Genomic DNA, 20,440 nt, shown 5'->3' with positions numbered 1-20,440 from the left:
TATTCAAGGTTTAGCTTGCTGGCGGCAACCAAGGGGCGGCTGCCGCCGACCGCCCCTAGGAACCCCACGGCGCCCCGAGCATCACGCTTAATCCTTCAATGCACAATTGATGTGAACGTAAACGCTATGAAAGCACATCCATGTGCAAGCATGGCTTTCATTTCATCCATGAAATGAATTACTCATCAATTGCTTATTTTCAGGGCGTGATGACGGGGGAAGGGCAGGGCAAGATCACGAACTTTACCTTGACTTAAAAGTATGATCTTATACTCCTTTTTAAGGAGCCCCCATGCCTGATATTCAACTATTTAAATATTTCGAATCAATTGACGACCCTCGCCAGCAGGGTAAAGTTGTCCATAAACTTTTTGATATCATATTCTTAGCTGTCAGCGCTGTCATATCTGGGTGCCAAGGCTGGGAAGATATTGAAGATTTTGGCCATGATAGATTAGATTGGCTCAGGAAGTACGTTCCTCTTGAGCAAGGTATCCCTCGCCATGACACAATCGCTCGTGTGATGAGTCGCATTGATATGATGCAGTTTCAAGATTCTTTTTCTTCTTGGATGAAAGACTGTTCTAAATTAACTCAGGGCGATGTCGTTGCGATTGATGGTAAGCGATTGAAAGGTTCATTTAATCAGTCAGATAGGCGCGATGCACTTTATATGGTCAGTGCATTTGCGTGCGAAAATGGTGTTGTTTTGGCGCAATGCCCTGTTGATAAAAAGTCGAATGAAATAACAGCGTTACCAGAGCTTCTTGAATTACTGGAGATAAAAGGCTGCTTAGTCACGATTGACGCGATGGGGTGTCAAAAATCAATTGCAGAGACAATAGTGGATAAACAAGCCGATTACCTACTTGCAGTAAAAGCGAACCATAAAGGACTGCTGTCACAAATAGAGAATGCTTTATTACCTGAGGTCACACGACAAGCGTCCGAAGGAGTTTTGTTTAATGAAGCCGATTATCATAAAAACAGAGAAGAATTCAGGTGTTGTGCTGTTAGTCATAACGTAAGTGATTTATCAGAAACGAGCAATTGGAAAGATGCCAAAACAGTGGGAGTTATTGTTTCTTATAGGAAAGAAAAAAACAAAGTAAGCAATGAGTTATGCTATAGATACTACATCAGTTCAGCATATTTATCGGCGGAAGAACTCGCAAGATCCGCACGGCAACATTGGCAAATAGAGAATGGATTACATAGGCGTTTAGATGTCGGATTTAAAGAAGATGATTGCCGAATTAGGCGTGAAGGTGCAGCACCTGTATTTGCGGGGCTGAGACACATCGCATTTAATCAGCTAAAAGCAGAAACAAGCTTTAATAAAGGCATGCCCGCAAAACAGAAAAAAGCTATGCGCAGTACAGATTACCTTGAAAAGGTATTGAAATCATAGGCTTTTTTCATGCTCTTGCCCTGGCGGTAATCCCTTTTACTAAATAATTTTTCGTCAACCACTATGCCGCGTATATCCGCAAATGCAATTGAATCTGCTTTAATAACGTAAATGCTTTTGGCGCGTATAATTATGTTTTTTGTTTCTTTATCAATTTTAATTTTGTAATTAGCAAATGTACAACAAAAGCCAAGTGTGGAAATAGCAGCCCAAGGTACCAAGGGAAATTCGCCATCTATTACACTAAACATACATAAACAACTTATAAATAAAATAAATGCGCCCATAAAGTTAACAGCACTTGTGGCAAATGGCTTGATTTGCGCTTGTTGATTTGTCAGTTTTGTAAATTTCATTTTATAAAGTAATCGCTATTAGTCCGATGATGATAAAACAGATGAAGGGGAGGAGAATCATTTTAATTAATGATTTGGTATCCCAGAAAGTTATATCTTTGCCGCTTTTTAGAGCTGGATCATCTGCTGTACTTGCAGGTCTATTATCGAGTGCATTTTGGTCTAAATCGGGTGTGTTACTGCTGACGTTTGTTTTTTCTGTAAACTCATTTACCTTTTCTGTGTGTATACAGCCAAAATGATTAGCTAAAAACGCGGCTGCTGCTTGAGTATCTTGGTAGGTGCCAATTGTGTAGCGTTCATGGCACAGCGCTATTTGATACTTATCTGCAAGGCCTGGAATTTGTTGCACTAAAACTTCAACATCGTTTAAATTTTTTAAAATCTTTTTTGATGTGGCTTTAGCTAGAAATAATTTTTCTTTGTACGCTTTACCAGTTTCAACATCAAGGACTAAATAATGGCTTCTTGAGTAAGCAAAAACGAGTGATAAAAATAAAGGAGCAAAGCAAATACCATAAAATATTGACTCAGTAAAATAGCCAACCACACCACAAAATGGAACGATGAAAGTTAGTATGGCCCTAACTGCAATAATATTGAGGTGGCCTTGAGTCCTTAATTTTACCTTATTTGGCAAATAGGTATTTTTAATGTGAAACTTTACATTCTTAGGTAGATTTGAGTGTTGCAAAAATACATCATCCTTGATTTAGAGTTTTCTAATTTAGCATGATATTTTTTAATAAACCACAATGGGCAGCTATTCGAAAACCTCTAGCAAACAGGCTGCTTTTTGCTTGGTTCTATTTATCATTTAATACCATGTTCTAAGGTTGAGCTTATTTTTGATTGTGTAAGTCGTGAATTAAACCCAAAAATTTGATAATTTAAAGAATAAGATAAGTCGATCATGGCAGTTAAGGTAAATAAATAAATGAATCAACAATTAGTTTTTAAAAATGGTCAAGTTAGTGATAATTACGCCAGTATTTTATTAGGCCATCAAGATGAGTCATACGTTACGCCAATAATGGAATATAAGGAGTATGAACTGATTGTAGAATCGGTTGTTATCATTTTACTTGATGACGACACAGAGCTAATGGGAACAGAGGTGTTAACGTTGGTTGATAGTGGGCACTGTACGTTAGCGCAGTTAATTAACTTTTTAGCCGGTGAAGAGGTGGAGGAAATGCAAGAGTTTGAGTTTATTTCATCTGCTTGGTTTGCATGGCAAAGTAAACACGGCGATTGGTCAAGTGAGCCATTTGATACTATTTATGAATCGCAAGATAAAAACATAACAACGCTTAATGAGTTATTAAACGAGTAAGTTTGCGTTTTTAACAAGCGCTTTGGCATTTTAGGTGTGCCAACCGAGGCAGTTGGTTTACCTTGCCTTTGATTGATAATACTGTAAAAATCAGCGCGTTTTAAATTAAACAGTTGTATGGAATTTGGCGTTGAGTAAAGAACAGCAAAAAGGCTATTGGCGCAATGAAACTGTGGCTTTTCTCGCGTTGACTTCATTAAGCGGCGTTGGGTATTGGGTATTACACAAAATAGCAGAGTCAGGCTTAGGCTTTAAAAATTTACTTAAAGCGAGTAATGCTGATGAAATTTCTAAACACCTGAATGTGTCATTACCTGATGATATTGAATGGCAAGCATATCAACAACAACTTTGGTCAATTGGCTTAGCGCGCGCACGTTCTCTTCATGCTGATAATGTAAGACTTTTGTTCCGAGAGCAGGAGCTTTTTCCTCAAGAGTTGAAGAAAATTGATGATGCACCTCATTGGATTTTTGTTCAGGGTCCAATTGAAAACTTACATAAAAAATCCGTATCAGTGATAGGTACTCGTAAGCCATCAACAGATGGTGTAATTTTAGCGAAAATAGTCATCGCAGCATTGGCAAATAAAGGGCTTGTTACAGTCAGTGGCTTAGCTTTGGGTATCGATCAAATAGCACATACAGAATCGATAAAATATAACATTCCCACCGTTGCGGTTCTTGGTAATGGTATATACGTTGAGTTTCCTAAAGGCTCTAACACACTTAAAGCGCAAATATTAAATCGTGGTGGCACAGTAGTAACAGAATACCTGCCTGAACAATTATACAGTGCCGAAAACTTTGTTAGACGAAATCGAATACAGGCTGCGCTTTGTAATACGCTGCTACCTATCGAGTGGGAAATTAAAAGTGGCAGTGCTCACACTGTCGCATTTGCACATAAGTACAATAAAAAAATTGCTAATGTGTTCTTACCTGGAACAGCCAATTTAAGGCCTGAATTAAAGTTCTCTGAAATGGAGCGCGGTGCCAGCGCGTGGGAAATGCCAATCTGCGTGAATGGACTGTTAAAGTATATTCAAGACGACATGCAAGCAAACGGTAAAGTCGTTCAACAAAGCTTAAGCTTTCAAGACGATTTTATTTCAACGTAAAAGGTTTTAGTTTATAAAAAAGCCCATCATTACAACTAAACGATGGGCCAAGATACGTCGTTAAAAGTTGCTGTTAATCTTCGTTATGGATAAAACCAGCAATGAGTTCTGCTAAGCTATGCGCTTGTAGATAGCCGCTTTCTTGGTCTGCGCCAAAACTAATTACCTGCCCAGGTTTTCCTTTACTGTTTGGTGCAAGATCTATGGCATAAAAATTACCACAACCTTGGTCGAAAAAGGGGATCCAATAGGGGGTGCAATATAAAGGCAGTACTGTGCCATCGTTACTGCTGTAAGTATCGAGCAAGTCCTCTTGCGTCCATTTTTGATATGGTGTTTGCCAGTCACTCCATTCTTTTAGTATGGTCTGTGCATTCATAAAACCTGTTTTTTCAATGCCATTATGCAGTGTTAAAAAGTCTTTTAAAATAGTGGGAAACTCAAAACCAGCTTGCGTTTTAAATTGTTGATAAATCGCTTTATTATCAATGGGCTCTATTATTTTTAATCCCTCAGACTCAACTAATTGAGTTAAATTTTGTTTTACTAAAGAAAAGTCTTCATGGGAATCAAAGTTAATAAATGGGGTGATGTAATCTATTTTTTGTTGCGCTAATTCTTCTGCTTTAAATGCATTAGGAATATTTTCATCAATAAACTCACCGGTATGTGTGAATATTTGCTCAGCAAACGCTCTTGATATTGGGCGACTAGATAGACTATTACTGGCAAGATCATACAGCTTAGATTTAGGTTCTACGCCTTTTCTTCTTTCTCTATCAATTGTTGTTAACCATTGTGAAAATAGTGGGGTGTTGAGCACTTCGGCGGTAAAAATAGTCTTATCTTGTAAGTAGGCAACCATATAAAAATGATTACTCAATTGAGTATCAGGTGTTATTAAGAAAAGCTTGAGAACATCTTGGTCTGTTCGATCTTTTACTGCTTGATGAAGTAAGTCACTAAAGATGTAGCTTTCATCTTGTGAAAAAGACGGCAAATTGGTGATTTCTATTGCTGGAAAATGAAGGTCATGCCATTTTTTGGTTTTTAAAGTATCGTTATACGCACAGATATTTTGCATGAGAATCTTATTAATAAAGTAAAAAATAAACTTAGTATATCACGGTAAGATTAACTCAGTATTAATTTAAAATAGCTTAAAACTTACAATTGATTAATGTTAATATTTGAATATGTTTAAGCTCGTTTTAATTAGTTAATGGAGCTCTTGTTATCTTTAATTTCTTAGATTAATCATTTTATCTGTTATATTTTCGTTCTTATCTCCTTGATTAATAGTGGGTTAATTTGTCATGGTGAACATCTTTTTGGCCTGAATTACACGCAGTGAAAAAATAGGCTTTTTTATTGCACTTTCTTATTTTGATGGATTTTACATATAACAATCAATGTTAGTATAATAAGTGATTTTTTAAATAGTGGTTTTAATATATATAAAACGATTTAAGAATGTTCCGATGAACGGGGGAGTAATATGAAGATAGGGATTGATCTGGGAACGACACACAGTGTTGTTGCTGTATGGCAAGATAGTGGTGTTAAACTTATCGCTGACTCTGAGGGCAATGTTCTAGTGCCTTCTATTGTGAGTTTTTCAGATGACTATGTATTGGTAGGTCAAGCTGCGCGGGATCGTTTAGCGACTCATCCTGAGTTGACGGTGTCTGAATTTAAACGTTTTATGGGCACAGATAAAGTTTATCAATTAGAAGAACAATCTTATACCCCAATAGAGCTGTCGGCTATTTTACTTAAGCACCTTAAAGAGCAAGCTGAAGTATATTTACAACAACCCATTACTGAAGCTGTTATTTCAGTACCAGCCTACTTTAATAATAAACAACGGCAAGCTACACAGCAGGCGGCTTCACTTGCTGGTTTAACGGTTGAGCGCTTAATTAACGAGCCAACCGCCGCAGCCCTTGCATATGGATTAGATAATAAAGATTCAGATAACACTTATTTAGTGCTTGATCTCGGTGGTGGAACATTTGATGTATCAGTTATTGAAGTGTTTAATGACATTTTTGAGATTCACGCCTCTGGAGGCGATAATTACCTCGGTGGTAATGACTTTACCCAAGCTATTGTCGACGATGTATTTGGCAAAAATGATATCCAACCGTACCGTCTAGCCAAAAGTGAGCGAAGAAATATATGGTCTTTATGTGATCAATTAAAATGTCAGCTAACCATAGACGACTCTGCCAGTTTTGATTTTGAATACAAAGGCGATGTTTTAACTTATACCCTAAGTGAAGACGATTTCGGCCATATTTGTCATGATTTAATTGAGCGTATTAAGTTTCCTATTCATAGAGCGATGTCTGATGCAAAATTATCGATGGATGATATTGCAGGTCTTATCTTTGTCGGCGGTGCGACCCGCATGCCTATTTTTCGTCAACAAATTAATCATGTATTTTCGCGTATTACACAAATCCAATACAACCCAGATCATGCTATTGCTATTGGGGCTGCCATTCAAGCAAGTATGAACGAGCGTAATATTCAGCTCAAAGATGTAATCATGACTGATGTTTGCCCATTTACACTGGGCGTTGAGATATCTAACGAGCATAACCAACCTGAGTTTTTACCCATTATTGAGCGTAACTCTACGATCCCGGTCAGTGAAACGCGCTCTTTATTTTCTAGACATCCAAGTCAAGAAAGTGTTTTGATTAACATTTATCAAGGTGAAAATTACCTACCTAAAGATAATGTATTAATGGGTACATTAGACATTACACTTGAACCTTTGAACAAAATTCAGTCTTTTTATATAACTTACACTTATGATCTCAATGGTGTGATTGAAGTGGAAGTTAAAAACAAGGATTCTGAAAAAACCTATCGTACTTATGTTGGTGAGAACGTGAAAGAGCTTGACCAAAATCAATTGCAAGAGCAATTTTCAAGACTGCAAGCTTTAAAAATACTCCCAAAAAATAAACTTGCCAATACTGCTTTTAAAGCAAAGCTCGATCGCATGTTTCAAGAGAGCTTAGGTGATAAACGTAGAAAGGTTGGTGAAAGCATTGGGCTTTTTGATCGCGCGTTAGAAACCCATGATAATCATAAAATTGACGCTGCCAAAGAGCGTATAAAAATGTTTTTGAATATTTCTTATTAACATGCATTCTATTATTTGTGCCCACAACATAAGAGTAAACTAAATGTACCATTGGATACTATTAGGTATTGAACCAACTAAAGATAAGCGGGCTATAAAATTAGCTTATACGCAGTTACTAAAACAAACTCCGCCAACAGAATTCCCTGAAGAGTTTAAAGCGTTACGTAAAGCGTATGATCAAGCACTAGAAGAAATCTCAAAAAGTGATGATGATGCAAATGATAATTCAGCTAGTTGGCACGATGCATCACTTAAAGCATTTCAGCCGCAACTAGATACTGATATTGAAGACACACAGGATGAAGTTTTTTCGGAGCCACCACCTAGCTCCAATCACGAGACTGATGACGACGAACTCGTTGAATTTTCAACTATTAAAACAATATCCCAACTCAACCTTGCCTTAACACAGCTTTATAGTGATATTTCAGTTAGGCACAATTTAGAACAATGGAAAATGTTGTTCGCGGCGCCGATATTTTGGGATGTTAATCAAAGTAATGCGTTGACTGTCAACTTACTCGACTTTTTGTCTAAACACTATTTTTTACCTGAAAATATCTGGACATTTTTAGATACCAGTTTAAGTATTTCTGGTAGCTTATCTATCAGTGGCGATGATACTACGCGTCAAATTGCGGTTGCATTGTCGGGTTATATAAAAACGTTACCAAAGAGAATACATGACGGTTTAGTGGTCGGTATTTCAGAACATGTTGATTTTAAAAATCTTCAACGCCATCTTGAAATACGTAACTATATTGAAGATAAATGTTTATACGACACATTGACTACAGAAGATTTAGAAAATGTTGCTGAACAAATTGGACCTGAGTTTAAAAATGACTTTCCCCTTTATAATTATATAGTTAAGTATTTATGGACGCTTAATAGCTATAGCGCCATTAAACGTATACTTGAACCTCTGACAATTCCACAAACAGAGGAAGATCTGTTAAATTACCAAGCACATGCTGAGTATAAATTAAAAAATTATGAGGCTGCACTCGCACTTTATTTAAAGCAAGAACATAATTACCGCGTACTGTGTACTAAGGTAATGTTCAAATATATTGGTTTATGTTATTTAAAGCTTAATAATTATGAAAAGGCATATCTTTATTTAGATGCAAAACTAGCTGCTATTGGTGATATGGAGCTTGAAGTTGCATTAATTACAGCAAGACGCGGATATATTCGAGAGTTGAGAGCTGATGAAGCTAAAAACGCGATAAAAATTGCGACCTTACTGTATGAAAATGGACGATATCAGGATGCGTTGTCAATCACCGAGCAATACAAACCGATATTTGTAGAACAAGCGAATTATTTACAAGCGCTTTGCTTATGTAAATTACACCGTTTTGAAGAAGCCTACTCTGAGTTTTTAGTGTTTATTGATTTATACAATCAACGCCAGCTGTGGGGATGGCCATTAGTTGTTGATTTATTAAGATATTGCTACGATTTAATCACATATGAAGTTTTAGTTGATACATTACAAGAGCATATTGCTAGTTTTCAGGATTTCTATAAAACGGATTTTTTCCCTGGTTCAACAAAACCACGTTGTTACTCAGAGCAAGAAATGGACATACTTGAGCTAACCCGAGAAGACGATTCAGTGAGGCGCCCAGTAGAATCTCTTGGGCATACTGAATCACTGCAAATTTTTGCACTGGCTATATTATATATTCGTGACACCGAATTAGTTGCTTATGCGGATACAAGTGTTGTTGATGATTTTCAACGTAACGTACTTAATTATATAAAAGAAATTAAACAACTTATGCTTTACAACCCGCGTGATTGTTTAAAGTTTTTGGAGGCCGCGTTTGACCAGCAAGACTTTGACACCTGCATCATGTTAGCTGATATAGCGATTAAAGGTTTACGTGCAGCACCACAAGCATATTATTTTAAAGGGTGCGCACTTTTAGAGTTAAACCAATATGACACGGCTTTAGCTGCATTTCAACAAGCTGCCCACGAATATAATACTCATCCATATGCCGTTCATTCTTTAAATTCAGCTATTAAATGCTGTGAAGCGCTTATCGAACAAGGGTTACCTTATGCACAGCAGTGCAAAGCTTTATGCCAGCAATTGCAAGATACAAAGGAGAGAGTTGATGGACAATAATCAAGAAGACTTAATGTTGCAAAGTCAATCGTTAACCGATGAACAAAAGCAATGGTTAATCAGCTTATCAGGCTACTTATCGATGCAAAATGGCTACTCACTGGATTGCTTATTACATAAGAGTGAAACGTACCCACTACAAGCGATTATTAATGGCAATGTAAAAGTATTAAAAAATAGTTATGGTATACATACTAAAGCTGATTTAGTTGAAACATTAAATATTTTTTTAGATACAGCTCGTAGCAGCGAGTTTATGAGCCGTTTGATTGAAAGTGTGCGTTATGATTTATTTATTGAACACTTTTACTTGAATCGAAACAACGATAAAAACAGTAATGAATATATGGTTAGTGGATGGGCTCAAAAGCATAATGTTTCATTATCTGACTGTGGGATTAAAGGTTTTGATGTGGGTCGTTCTGCATTTCTATGCCGGTGTGCGTATACTACGGGTTTAATTACAGAACAAGAAACTTGGTATTATTTGCTAGTGCTAGGTAAAATTGCGCAACAATTATTTACTGATTGGCAAGAGTTAGCCATGAGTCACATAGTAGGGCGCTTAACTTGGGTGGGTGTAAAACTCGATAAACCTATGGATGGTCCACCAGAACGCTACCCTGATGCTTTCGAAGTAAAACAAGAGATTAAGCTAGATATCGAAGAATTGACATCAATTTTAGCTGACGATAACCACCCTTGGTGTCAACTCAACTGGCAAATAGACCTGTAGCGCTAACATTGTAATAAAAGCCACTTAACGTGGCTTTTATTACAACATGTAAACCCGTACTAGTAACAAAACCAAAGAGATAAAATCTTGACTTTATACGTTAAAGCTCTAGCTTTTATAGTCAATTACTTATTGAGTTAATTAATGCTGAAAAAATATAGAGGGCGCTAAAGTAGCGCGCACTGCATTAAATTTGCTTGTTCTAGATTAACTCAAAAGGTAAATCCAATAACATAAACCACACTCAGCGAGCTGATAGTGTCTCAATCTAAAAAGCTAGTTATACAAAAAAGTGTTAGAGTCTTTTAAAGTAATAACACTTTTCATGAGGTTAATCTTCATCATATTGTAGTTCACTAATGAACTGCTCAAAAGTTGTAGCAAGTATGGTTATTTTAAAGTCATTTTCTTGATCGACATGTACCACTGTAGGCTCACCTGTAGGCCCGCACTCAGTGTAATCTAAAGCAACCAAGTGGTGCCCTGCCGAAGGGCAATTACAAATATATAGCCCGATATCAGGATAACCCCATTCGTTTCTCATATATTCACTTTCTGCAGCGATAGAATCTAGCCTAATAAACTCGCTGATACTATAGTTAGATGGTTTTTCTTCATTGAGTTGAATGAGCGTGTTTTGTGGATAGCCACCATTTTGTATTTTCATTAACTGTATATAGAGTATGGGTAGCGTATATCCCAAATTATTCACAGTATTTTGAATTTCCTCATCGGTTAATGGCTTATCTATATCCGCGTGGTTTTCTTCGCTTTGTTTTTGCCAAAAGTTAGAGTATTTATTAGCATTAGGGGCCTTAACTTCAACGGTGGATTCTTCAGCTGAAGGACGCGGGGTAAGTTTATCTTGGGTTTGTCGTGCTTTTCGACGCTGTTTATACATCGTTTGCAGTTCACTTTTCTCAATGCCTTTGACATTTGGATCTGCAAGAGAATTATTGTCTGGTAACGGCTCTTTAGGATGAGACAGTAAAGACAGCTCCTCCAGCTTTAGCGTTAGTAATTGTTCTTCATTACAGGTAGAGCGAGCAGTGTCTAACATATCAAAGTTAAGTAGGTCACGCGCGGAAATACTTGGATCAGCTCTTTGCATTAGTTCAATAAATGTTGATAGGGTTGTTTCCTCATTAAGTTCATCGTCGCTAACCAAATCATAGTCAATATCGAACTGCAGCATAACTTCAAATATAAGAGCTGTAGGCCAAATTTCAATTCCATGTTTACGGCTGGATCTACGAAGATCACGAGGTGTCTGCCGTAAAACTTTTTTGCAAGCTGTACAGGCTGCTTTTTCAGCCTTAAGCGGGGTTAACGGATAATAAGCTAAGTGTTGACAAAACTCGCATTTGACTGGAAAAGGGTCTATAAATTGCATCTATATTTTCCTCCTTGTAAAGATGCTTGATAGTCTATCTAAAAAAATGATTCGTATATAGCTTTGTATCAAGTCTAAATATGCATCAAAGAAGTTAGGTCGCTTAGAATCAATTGTTGTGTGCAGTTTTTTTAAATCAAAACGTAAACAAAGAAAGAAGAATAACCTTCGAGGAAAAGCTATTCGCAGCAGCGTAAGCTTGAAATATACTAAAGGTGCTTCGCAGTCATGGCTATTATTTACCTCATTGTCGTTGCTATGAAAAAGGCCACTTGAATGTCACGTTATTGATCGCGTTAAAAAATAGAAAAGTGCTGTCTGGCTTTAGTCTTGGGGCGCAATACTTTGAAAAATTTGGCTATAATATAAAACTGAGAATCTTTTCAAAAGCACTTCAGCAATTAAATAAGGCTTGCCGTGAGTGCTTGTCGCTTAGATAAAAACTGTATGGCTCTCTCGGGATCTGATCCTTACTATAATAGAATTTAAGGAGCAATTAGTTCCCTATATCTAACGGGTATTTACACAGTTTTTACATCCATACCTTTGCTATTCGTTTTAGGTAACAATGCCTCTAGCTAGCTGGTCAACGTATTTTAATAAGGTTGGGTGGCGATTTTTACCATGCATGTGCAGTATGTGTTCTTTTGCTTGTTCAAGATCAATTCCCACACTGCTTATATAAAGAGGATTTTCACTTTTTCCTCGCAAAATTCCAGCTTCTTTTGGTGTATCGACAAATGATCTTTTGGCTACGCCAATAACGGGAATCTGTTGTTCAAGTGCTTCATAAAGGTGCATGCCCAGACCTGGCTTTTGTGCACTACTTAAAGTGACATAGCCATCAACAATGATGATATCTGGTTGAGTATCTAAAGATTTTAGTACGGACAAAATACACGGTAACTCGCGTTTATAAAACTGCCCCGGTTCATAGGGAGCAATATTTTCAATGGTGTTGACTTGCTTTGCTGTTATTTCTTCGTCGTGCCAGTTTTCAAATAAGATACCGGCAGCAATAGCTGTGTCGTCGTAATATTGGCAATCAATGGCAAAAATCAATGTGTACTCCTGTTAAATTATATGTGTCGTAGTGCTTTATTAATAATCACGGCTTTAATTTAAGGTGGCTTAACAGCCGCTTATATCAAGCTTAGATAATGCAGCGACTCGCTTATCTGTTATAGCTGCTATGGTGTTAATGGTTGCGGTGTAGGTGCGGCTGTCGCATTCTACCGATGCGCTAAAATCATTAAATGTGACTTCTACGGGTTGCTTTATAAGTCTTTCTGTACCATGACTTAAACGTTGCCAGTTTTCTTTACCTGCAAATAGTTCGTCTAATTGGGGAGCTGATAAACGTATAAAAATAGCCTCAATCGACGATGTATAACGTCCATGAATGATAGCGGGCAACTTACTGCGCGCTAATCGAGTTGGAATAATACGGATGTTGATAATATCGCCGCTTGCTTGAGTTGGGCTTGCCATATCAAGCTGAATTACGAGTAGTCCACGTATTGTAATTGGCCCGTTGAAACGATAGCGATATAGCTCAGGATTTTGCTCAACTAAAGTTAACGCTTTGCTGTATTTTGGAAAAATAGCAGGCTCAGAGGCGTAGCTTTGAAAAGCAAATATATTAAATAGCAAAATTAAGTATAGACTCAGGTGTTTTAAATTAGTCAATCTCATTCGTTATCTCTAAATTAGTGTCTAGGGTTAATTTACTTGGCTGTTTTTTGTTGTGCACTTAAGCGTTGATAGTGCTGTTTAGTTTGACCATCACTAAACACTGCTTTATTGACTGTTAATGCAATTAAGGTGAGCTTGATTGGGTGTGTTAAGTGTTCACTGCGTATTACCAATATACAATTTTTATCAAGCTGCCACTTTGCCGTCATTTCAGGCCTTTGGTGTAACCATGAATGAAATATATCTTCTCTCTCTAGTGCAAAGGTATCAAAATAGGAGTGCCCCAAACTTCGGTAGCTTCCGATTAAGTCATCAGGTTGCCATTGACAAGCAATTAAAGGTAAGGGGCATAAAACAAGTAAGCTTAGAAAACGCTTTATCATCTTTTTATCCTTAATGATCAGCTTCGGATACGAATATTACTATTATTTAGTTATAGATCTCGTATTTCACTTTGCTTGGTGTTCTTTTGCTAATAAAAATGCCAGTATATCGGCCTTTTTATCATCATCACTGGCACAAGCTGCAGGTGTTTGTTCCTTGTTGTTTAGTGTGTTGACATCAGCCCCATACGCTATAAGTATTTTTATTCGTTCTAAATTAACAACCGCTCGGGCTGCTTCATGTACATAATTAGATGCAGCAAGGTGTAAAGGTGTGTTACCTTCCTCATCGGTTTGGTTGATGTCTGGTCGAAGCATAGCTAACGCCAGTTTTAATGCGTCTGGGTGTGCTTCTGTTACTAAATTTTCCATTGGGGTAGAGTAATGCTTTTCACATCTACTGTCGTGATTAATCTGATAAAGATCAGGCTGTCCCTGTAGTAATAAAGAAAATAGCGTTAATTGATCTTTTCTAACCCCATGGTCTGTAAAGCGAAATAATACACTATGGCCTTCTCTATCTTGTTTTTCATAATCAAAAGCGAGTCCATGCTTAAGTAAAGCACTCACAAAATCGGGAGTGTAACTTGTAACTGCTATTTCTAATAAATCAAAGCCATCAATATCCGTTTTTTGAATATGTATATCAGCGCCTAACTCGATCATAACGTCTATACGCTGTGTTGCTTCACCTGATTTAATTAAAGCAATGATAGGGGTTTCGTCTATTACATCACGGTGATTAATATCTAATCCTTGGTCTATAAAATAGGTTAGATATTTTTTAAACGTATCTATGTCTACTTGTTTACGCCATTTCACTATATTAAAAAGAAAGTTTTGTTGAGCGTTATTCTCGTACATAGGGTCACACCCCTTTTCAATTAAGGCATCGAGAATCGACAGTGGTGTGTTAGGTGAAAGCGCTTGTGTTAATAATTTTCCCCCTTTGGCATTTAAATTTCTACAAGCGTTTATAAATTTAACTAATATGGCACATTCTTCTTCGCTTTTATGTTCAAAGTACCTTAATTCATTTTCTAATATTAGCAGTGGAAATGATTTTTTTTGATCGACTTTCAGTTTTGGTTTTTCGGTTGTTGAATTGATGAGACTTTCAATATCAATGTTATTAAAATCGACTTCCTCCTCGTCCCCCATATTTTTTAGCAAATCGAGCGACACGATATTTTTTTCATCTAATAGCAGCCAAAAATCCAAGGCAAGCCAATAGGCATGTAGATTTTGTAAAACAAACGTCTCATTCAATGCTTGTATGATGTGGCTATTGCAGAGGCTCTTTGCTAGTTGTGTGGCGAGTTTAAAATCTTTCGACTCAAGTGCTTGGTGCAATGTCATTGCTCATCCTTGCTTTAAATTATATCAGGTGCGAGTTTTAATTGAGCACCCATTATATACTCTGTGACGACAGCCTCTGCGCTGACATCAGTGCTAAATTCATCAGTGTGTTGAGGATAAACTCGTTGATACAAATCACTTAAATCAGCAGTGATAGTGACGCTACTTTTTTGTGATGCAAAATTCGTTGCAAGTAGCATCATAATGATGTCGCGAAAGTGGCCACTGTCTTTATCTTGGTCAGTTGCAGGCATGAGTGGGTCGCGCTTGTTGCCAAGCAGCGTTTCAAATTCTTTAAGAAAATCCTTACTGCTACGCTCTTTTATCACGAGTGCTTGCAGAGCTTTAAGTTGCTCTGCGCGAGATTGTTGCAGAGCAATCGCAGCAACCGCTTTACGAACATGGTCACTGGGTTCTACTTGAGGAAATAGCATGGGTGCGTAGCGTGCAGCATCGGCGGCTTTCCAATAACCTTTTTTCATATCGCGTGCGATTATTTCAAGTAATGGGCGTTCTTTTCTATCCATTTTGTTGCGCCTGTTTTGCTATTAATAACATTTCAGTTATTTCGTTAAACCCTTTTTGATTACTATAATCAATAGCTTGTTGTTCAGCTTTGTTATAAATCAATGTATCGCAACCGTGTTTTATTAATTCTTTCACTATATCTTTTTTACCGCCCACAGCAGCATAATGTAATGCGCTACTACCTGCGGCATCCAGTGCATCAATATCAGCCTCTTTCTCAAGTAATAGCTTAATCATACTTAAGTGACCTTGTTTAGCTGCAACATGTATTAGGCTTTCGCCTTCACAGCTAATTGCATGATAGTTATCATTACTATAATTTAGTTGTTCGATAACTAAGTCTAAATATGAATTGAGTACAAACTCTTTATTGGTATTTTTACTGTAATTTACATCGACGCCTGCATTTAAAAATGCCGAGACGATATCTTTTTGGTTATTAGCACACGCAAGCCAAATAGACGATACGCCTTCATTAGATTCGATAAGCGGATCAGCACCTTGCTCTAGCAGGTATTTAACAAGCATATTGTTGTGTTTAGTGCAGGCAATGAATAACGGTGTATAGCCATCGTCATTAGCGATATTTATATCGCTACCGTGTTCTAGTAGCAAAGTGACTAAGTGTTTATTGATTAATGCTGTTGCTATCAATAACGCGTTATTACCATTTTTGTCACTGTGGTCAATATCGGCGCCTTGATCTAATAAATTGCTTACAACATCACGTTTTCGATTACTAACCGCCAGTAATAATGGACTGTCTGAATTTGTATTGGTTAAATTGATATCTAATCCGGCATCAATTAAAGGGCTTAATAACGCATTTTGGCCTGTTATGGCGATTAGGTGAAGTAGACTATTACCTTGGTAATCACTAATATCAGGACGGGCTCCGAGTTCAAGTAGCAACTCTGCTGCCGGCTTTTGTCGAGCCTTTATAGCCATAAATAAAGCCGTCCTACCTTGATGATCTTCATAGTCAATTTTTGCTCCACTTTCCAATAGCTCGGACATTATATCAACGTATCCGTTAGCCGATGCATAGTGCAATGCTGTACAGCCGTGCGAATTAGTATAATTAGGATCAAGGTCTTTTTCTTGTGATAATAGCAACTGAGCAATACGGCGATTACCGTCAGCGCATGCTTTAATAAATGATTCTGACATATCTTTCCTTGTCGATTATGAGTGTAGCGTATAACGTGTTATTAATATTTTTATACTAGCAAGAAATAGCATGATGAGAAAGCGACTAAAGCCGCGCAGGAGCTGAAGTTGCCATCTCCATGAATTTATATATTACAAATATTTTCAATTGGTTACACTACATTTTTGTGTGCAATTCAATACTACACAAGCAGTTTATGAACTTAATCTTATTATGAGTTAAGAATGAACGGTTCGTGGTGTTGTCAATTATTTTGGTGTGCTGTTCAGCCTGCTTTGGTATTTTATTTCGCGGTTTATTTTTATTGGGATTATAAAAACGTCTTGGTTTAAGATGTGGTGGTGAAGTGAAAATTAAGTAAAACTACTGCGTTTTTTACAACCCCTTACCTATACTCATTTAAGTAACAAAGAGTTAGTCGCCCAAGGCATTTTGATAACGCGTGTCTGAAATTTATTCGAAAAACTCGATCCTCATTCTTTCAGAACAAAGTAACTTATATATTTTATCGTTTCCATTTACTTGAGCAAACTCCTCTGGGGTCAATCCTTGGTTATCTTTTGATTCTAATAGTTGCCCACGTTTACAAAAAATACCGGTTCCGGGTAGAAGTGATAATAAAAACCAAATGATATCTTCATCTCCTCGCAGAGCAGCATAATATATAGCGGAGCGCCCGGTACTGTCTTTTTTAAACATTTCATCATCTATAGCAAGACTTTTATATTCGGAGTATATGAACTGCTTAATTTTGTCTAGGTTTAAATTCTCAATACTTAACATTAATTCTGTTTTGCCTGAAATATTCATATAATTTATTTTATTCCATAATTTGGCTGAAGTTAGTATTTTCGTTTTTCTTTAAATTGTATTTTAATAACTTTGTAATATTTATTGCAAGTAGGGTAGCGTTTTTTGCCTTGTTTGTATAGAATTCTAAATGATAACTATTATTGCCTACATCTTCAGCTAATTGCCTAGTAGGTTACATTTAAAATTTTTTTGAGTGCAAACTTAATTGATTAAGCTGTGTTATATCTAAGAGATAGAATGAATACAATTAAACGAATCCAAATATCAGCGCTTTCAATTGCGATAAGTGCAATTTTATCACCTTCAGTATACGCAACTACGGCGTCATCAAGCATTGAGAAAATAGCTGTTTCGGGTGTTAGGCAAGCTTTTCGCGGCGATGTGCCTTTAAGTGAACAACCACAAAGTATTGAATTTATATCTGCAGAAAACCTTGATGATGCAGGGGTGACCACACTCACAGATATATTTGATTTAACGCCGAGTATTTCTGAACAAAATGATTTTGGTGGATTGTGGGAAAGCTTTGCAATACGTGGTTTAGTAGGTGATGAGAATATTCCTTCAGGCTTTTTAATTAATGGCTTTTCATCTGGTCGAAGTTTTAGCGGCACCCGTGATACCAGTAATATTGATTATGTAGAAGTGATGAAAGGCCCAGGCTCTGCACTTTATGGCCGCTCTGAGCCTGGTGGTACTATTAACATTATTACTAAAAAGCCACAATTTGAAGAACAAGGCTCTGTAAAAATAAGCGCAGGTAGTTGGCAAAGTTATCGCGGTGAAGGCGACTACACTAATGCAATTACCGAACAACTCGCCTTTAGAGTAAACGGCGCGATTGAAGAAAGTGAAAGCTTTAGAGACTACCACGAAAATAAAAAAACGGTGATAACGCCTTCAATATTATGGTTAATTTCCGACACAACAAAGTTAAATTATGAACTAGAATATGTCGACCAAAGTGTGACGTTTGACCGTGGGATTGTCGCTGTAGGCGGGAAGATAGACGCATTACCCATTGATACTTTTTTAGGTGAACCAAGTGATAAACCAACAGAGGTTGATGCGATTTCTCATCAACTTACCTTTGAGCACCAAATAGGGCAATGGTCGCTTTTAAATGGGTTTAGCTATAGCGACTCTAAATTTATAAGCGAATCGAGCGATGCAGAACTGGCACCAGGGCGGCAGGTTTATTTTACTGATGGCGAAACCTTAAGTAGACAACATAACGAGCGTGACTTTCAAACTAAAAATATTTCTGCGCGTACCGAGCTTAGTGGCAGTGTAACAGCGGCTGGGTTTACCCACCATTTATTAATAGGTGCCGACGCCAGCAAGTTTGATTTTGATAAACTCTGGTACAGATACCGCCCTACGCTTGAAGATACGCGCTATGCAATCAATATGTATAACCCTGTGTATGGGCAAACAGCACCCGAAGGCTCACTTTTATATAACAGCACTGAAGTACAGCACAGTTACGGGGTTTATATTCAAGATCAAATCGACATCACTGAGCAATGGAAAGTGCAAGTGGGTGGCCGTTATGATTGGTTTGATCAGCAAATAGATAATCATATCAATCAAAGTCAGTCTAAGAGTGACCAAAGTACATTTAGTCCACGGGTTGGTTTAGTGTACGCCTACTCAGACGATATACAATATTACACCAGCTACTCTGAAGGTTTTAGGCCAAACAGCGGTTACGACATAAACGGTGATGCATTTAAGCCGGAATCCACAACCTCTATTGAGGCGGGTATTAAATTTAGCACCGATACCCTAAATGGTAGCTTTACCGTATTTAGCGCCGAAAAAAGCAATATGCTAACTACAGATCTGCAAGCGGGTGTGTCGACAGCATTAGGAGAGGTAACTAGCGAAGGGGCTGAGTTTGATTTGCACGGTTATATTACAGAGCGCACCTCATTTGATTTTGCCTATACTTACATCGATGCAAAAACAGCAAACGATACGGTTAATACAGATTGGTGGGTAAAACTGCCAAAAGGCAGCCCATTACTGAATATCCCTAAACATAGTGCAAATGTGCGCCTTAAAAGAGATTTAAATGACTTAATCGATTTAAATGCGACTATTGGTATAGCTGTTCAGTATGAAGGTGAACGTTTAGGTGAAACGATTGATCCTACATATTATTTACCTTCGTATACGCTAGTGAACCTGTTTGCAACTTATAACGTTAATGATGATGTGAGTTTACAGTTAAACGTGAATAACGTTCTGGATAAAGAATATTACTCAAACTCTTACTCTGCAATTTGGACTCAACCCGGTGAGCCGGTAAATTATAAGCTGAGCTTAGAATATAGCTTTTAATTTATAGTAAAAAACCATTTAGCCGCAGTACTACTGCGGCTAAATGGTCTCGTGTGTATTGTCAGTTGGGCTTTACTAACTTGTAGCTAACTGCGTGACTTATATTACAAAACCGCATAAAACAATACTTTGTGTAACACGGCAGCAATAAATTCATTGAATAAGGGTTCTAAACATCAAGTTGACTGGGAAAAGCCAATTTTATCATCACTTTAAGCTTAATTTAGACAATACAGGTTACTACAGGTTTCCAAGTGACAGAGTTATTTTTAATTTAAAACTATTTAAAAATAAATAGTCCAACAGATTAAAGGCAGGTTTTGTTTATGTGTAACAATTAAATTATTACACATAAACACCGTATCGGAAGCAGACCATTACATCAGATTAGTTATTTTGTAAAACACTGGCTCTATCTAAACAAGAAAGTGTTGCTTGGCCTTGCTGCTTATAAAGTTCTGCTATTTCCTCTCTGCCTTGTGCTGCT

Annotated in this window: 18 protein-coding genes and 1 pseudogene; 8 read left to right on the top strand and 11 right to left on the bottom strand. The window is 37.3% G+C overall.

Annotation, left to right across the window (positions count from 1 at the left end):
• Positions 1 to 292: 292 nt before the first annotated feature.
• The gene (locus tag H5232_RS18935; RefSeq protein WP_182831329.1) at positions 293 to 1,411 is read left to right on the top strand and encodes an ISAs1 family transposase; all 1,119 of its coding nucleotides are present in this window, start codon (positions 293 to 295) and stop codon (positions 1,409 to 1,411) included.
• Here H5232_RS18935 and H5232_RS18930 read toward each other — a convergent pair.
• Both H5232_RS18930 and H5232_RS18925 read right to left on the bottom strand, forming a co-directional pair.
• Positions 1,384 to 1,662, bottom strand: coding sequence for a hypothetical protein (locus tag H5232_RS18930; protein ID WP_182831328.1), 279 nt, complete (start codon positions 1,660 to 1,662; stop codon positions 1,384 to 1,386). The genes H5232_RS18935 and H5232_RS18930 overlap by 28 nt on opposite strands.
• Positions 1,663 to 1,768: 106 nt before the next feature.
• On the bottom strand, positions 1,769 to 2,461 hold the full coding sequence (locus H5232_RS18925; RefSeq protein ID WP_182719017.1) for a hypothetical protein: 693 nt from the start codon (positions 2,459 to 2,461) through the stop codon (positions 1,769 to 1,771).
• A gap of 243 nt (positions 2,462 to 2,704) precedes the next feature.
• Here H5232_RS18925 and H5232_RS18920 point away from each other — a divergent pair, with 243 nt between their 5' ends.
• Both H5232_RS18920 and H5232_RS18915 read left to right on the top strand, forming a co-directional pair.
• A complete protein-coding gene (locus H5232_RS18920) occupies positions 2,705 to 3,103 on the top strand; it encodes a hypothetical protein (protein ID WP_182719018.1) in 399 nt (132 codons plus the stop codon).
• 130 nt (positions 3,104 to 3,233) lie between these two features.
• Positions 3,234 to 4,223 carry a DNA-processing protein DprA gene (locus H5232_RS18915; RefSeq protein WP_220496094.1) on the top strand — a complete coding sequence of 330 codons (990 nt, stop codon included), beginning with the start codon at positions 3,234 to 3,236 and terminating at the stop codon, positions 4,221 to 4,223.
• Positions 4,224 to 4,296: 73 nt separating this feature from the next.
• Here the strand turns inward: H5232_RS18915 and H5232_RS18910 are convergent, their stop codons facing one another.
• On the bottom strand, positions 4,297 to 5,307 hold the full coding sequence (locus H5232_RS18910) for an SMI1/KNR4 family protein (RefSeq protein WP_182719019.1): 1,011 nt from the start codon (positions 5,305 to 5,307) through the stop codon (positions 4,297 to 4,299).
• A gap of 414 nt (positions 5,308 to 5,721) precedes the next feature.
• Here H5232_RS18910 and H5232_RS18905 point away from each other — a divergent pair, with 414 nt between their 5' ends.
• From H5232_RS18905 to H5232_RS18895, 3 genes are read left to right on the top strand one after another with little or no spacing between them, the layout of a single operon-like run.
• Positions 5,722 to 7,383 carry an Hsp70 family protein gene (locus H5232_RS18905; RefSeq protein WP_182719020.1) on the top strand — a complete coding sequence of 554 codons (1,662 nt, stop codon included), beginning with the start codon at positions 5,722 to 5,724 and terminating at the stop codon, positions 7,381 to 7,383.
• A gap of 43 nt (positions 7,384 to 7,426) precedes the next feature.
• Positions 7,427 to 9,529, top strand: coding sequence for a tetratricopeptide repeat protein (locus H5232_RS18900; protein WP_182719021.1), 2,103 nt, complete (start codon positions 7,427 to 7,429; stop codon positions 9,527 to 9,529).
• Positions 9,519 to 10,265: a DUF1266 domain-containing protein gene (locus tag H5232_RS18895; protein ID WP_182719022.1), complete on the top strand. Its 747-nt coding sequence runs from the start codon at positions 9,519 to 9,521 to the stop codon at positions 10,263 to 10,265. Before H5232_RS18900 ends, H5232_RS18895 begins: the two co-directional genes overlap by 11 nt.
• 331 nt (positions 10,266 to 10,596) lie before the next feature.
• On the opposite strand, the gene H5232_RS18890 is transcribed toward H5232_RS18895, so the two are convergent.
• Positions 10,597 to 11,658 carry an SMI1/KNR4 family protein gene (locus tag H5232_RS18890; protein ID WP_182785126.1) on the bottom strand — a complete coding sequence of 354 codons (1,062 nt, stop codon included), beginning with the start codon at positions 11,656 to 11,658 and terminating at the stop codon, positions 10,597 to 10,599.
• A gap of 130 nt (positions 11,659 to 11,788) precedes the next feature.
• On the opposite strand from H5232_RS18890, the pseudogene H5232_RS18885 reads away from it, so the two are divergent.
• Positions 11,789 to 12,098: pseudogene (locus H5232_RS18885) on the top strand (IS4 family transposase); the annotation flags it as partial.
• A gap of 118 nt (positions 12,099 to 12,216) precedes the next feature.
• On the opposite strand, the gene H5232_RS18880 reads toward H5232_RS18885, so the two are convergent.
• From H5232_RS18880 to H5232_RS18850, 7 genes are all read right to left on the bottom strand, one after another.
• Positions 12,217 to 12,720 carry an endonuclease V gene (locus H5232_RS18880; RefSeq protein WP_182719024.1) on the bottom strand — a complete coding sequence of 168 codons (504 nt, stop codon included), beginning with the start codon at positions 12,718 to 12,720 and terminating at the stop codon, positions 12,217 to 12,219.
• 69 nt (positions 12,721 to 12,789) lie between these two features.
• Entirely contained in the window at positions 12,790 to 13,353 is a 564-nt protein-coding gene (locus H5232_RS18875; protein WP_182831327.1) for a hypothetical protein, read from the bottom strand.
• Positions 13,354 to 13,385: 32 nt separating this feature from the next.
• Entirely contained in the window at positions 13,386 to 13,736 is a 351-nt protein-coding gene (locus H5232_RS18870; protein ID WP_182719026.1) for a hypothetical protein, read from the bottom strand.
• A 66-nt stretch (positions 13,737 to 13,802) separates the two neighbouring features.
• Positions 13,803 to 15,095: an ankyrin repeat domain-containing protein gene (locus H5232_RS18865; RefSeq protein ID WP_182831326.1), complete on the bottom strand. Its 1,293-nt coding sequence runs from the start codon at positions 15,093 to 15,095 to the stop codon at positions 13,803 to 13,805.
• A 14-nt stretch (positions 15,096 to 15,109) separates the two neighbouring features.
• Positions 15,110 to 15,622 carry a hypothetical protein gene (locus tag H5232_RS18860; RefSeq protein ID WP_182831325.1) on the bottom strand — a complete coding sequence of 171 codons (513 nt, stop codon included), beginning with the start codon at positions 15,620 to 15,622 and terminating at the stop codon, positions 15,110 to 15,112.
• Positions 15,615 to 16,793 (bottom strand): ankyrin repeat domain-containing protein, encoded by a 1,179-nt coding sequence (locus tag H5232_RS18855; RefSeq protein ID WP_182794669.1) that lies wholly within the window; start codon positions 16,791 to 16,793, stop codon positions 15,615 to 15,617. Before H5232_RS18855 ends, H5232_RS18860 begins: the two co-directional genes overlap by 8 nt.
• 454 nt (positions 16,794 to 17,247) lie before the next feature.
• A complete protein-coding gene (locus tag H5232_RS18850) occupies positions 17,248 to 17,604 on the bottom strand; it encodes an ankyrin repeat domain-containing protein (protein WP_182719031.1) in 357 nt (118 codons plus the stop codon).
• A 240-nt stretch (positions 17,605 to 17,844) separates the two neighbouring features.
• Here H5232_RS18850 and H5232_RS18845 point away from each other — a divergent pair, with 240 nt between their 5' ends.
• Complete coding sequence (locus H5232_RS18845) at positions 17,845 to 19,953, top strand: TonB-dependent siderophore receptor (protein ID WP_182831324.1); 2,109 nt, start codon at positions 17,845 to 17,847, stop codon at positions 19,951 to 19,953.
• Positions 19,954 to 20,440 lie beyond the last annotated feature (487 nt).

The organism is Pseudoalteromonas sp. SG41-5 (assembly GCF_014164495.1).
GTDB classification, from domain to species: domain Bacteria; phylum Pseudomonadota; class Gammaproteobacteria; order Enterobacterales; family Alteromonadaceae; genus Pseudoalteromonas; species Pseudoalteromonas rhizosphaerae.
The sequence above is the reverse complement of the archived record's forward strand: the minus strand, read 5'-3'. Positions and strand labels throughout refer to the sequence as shown.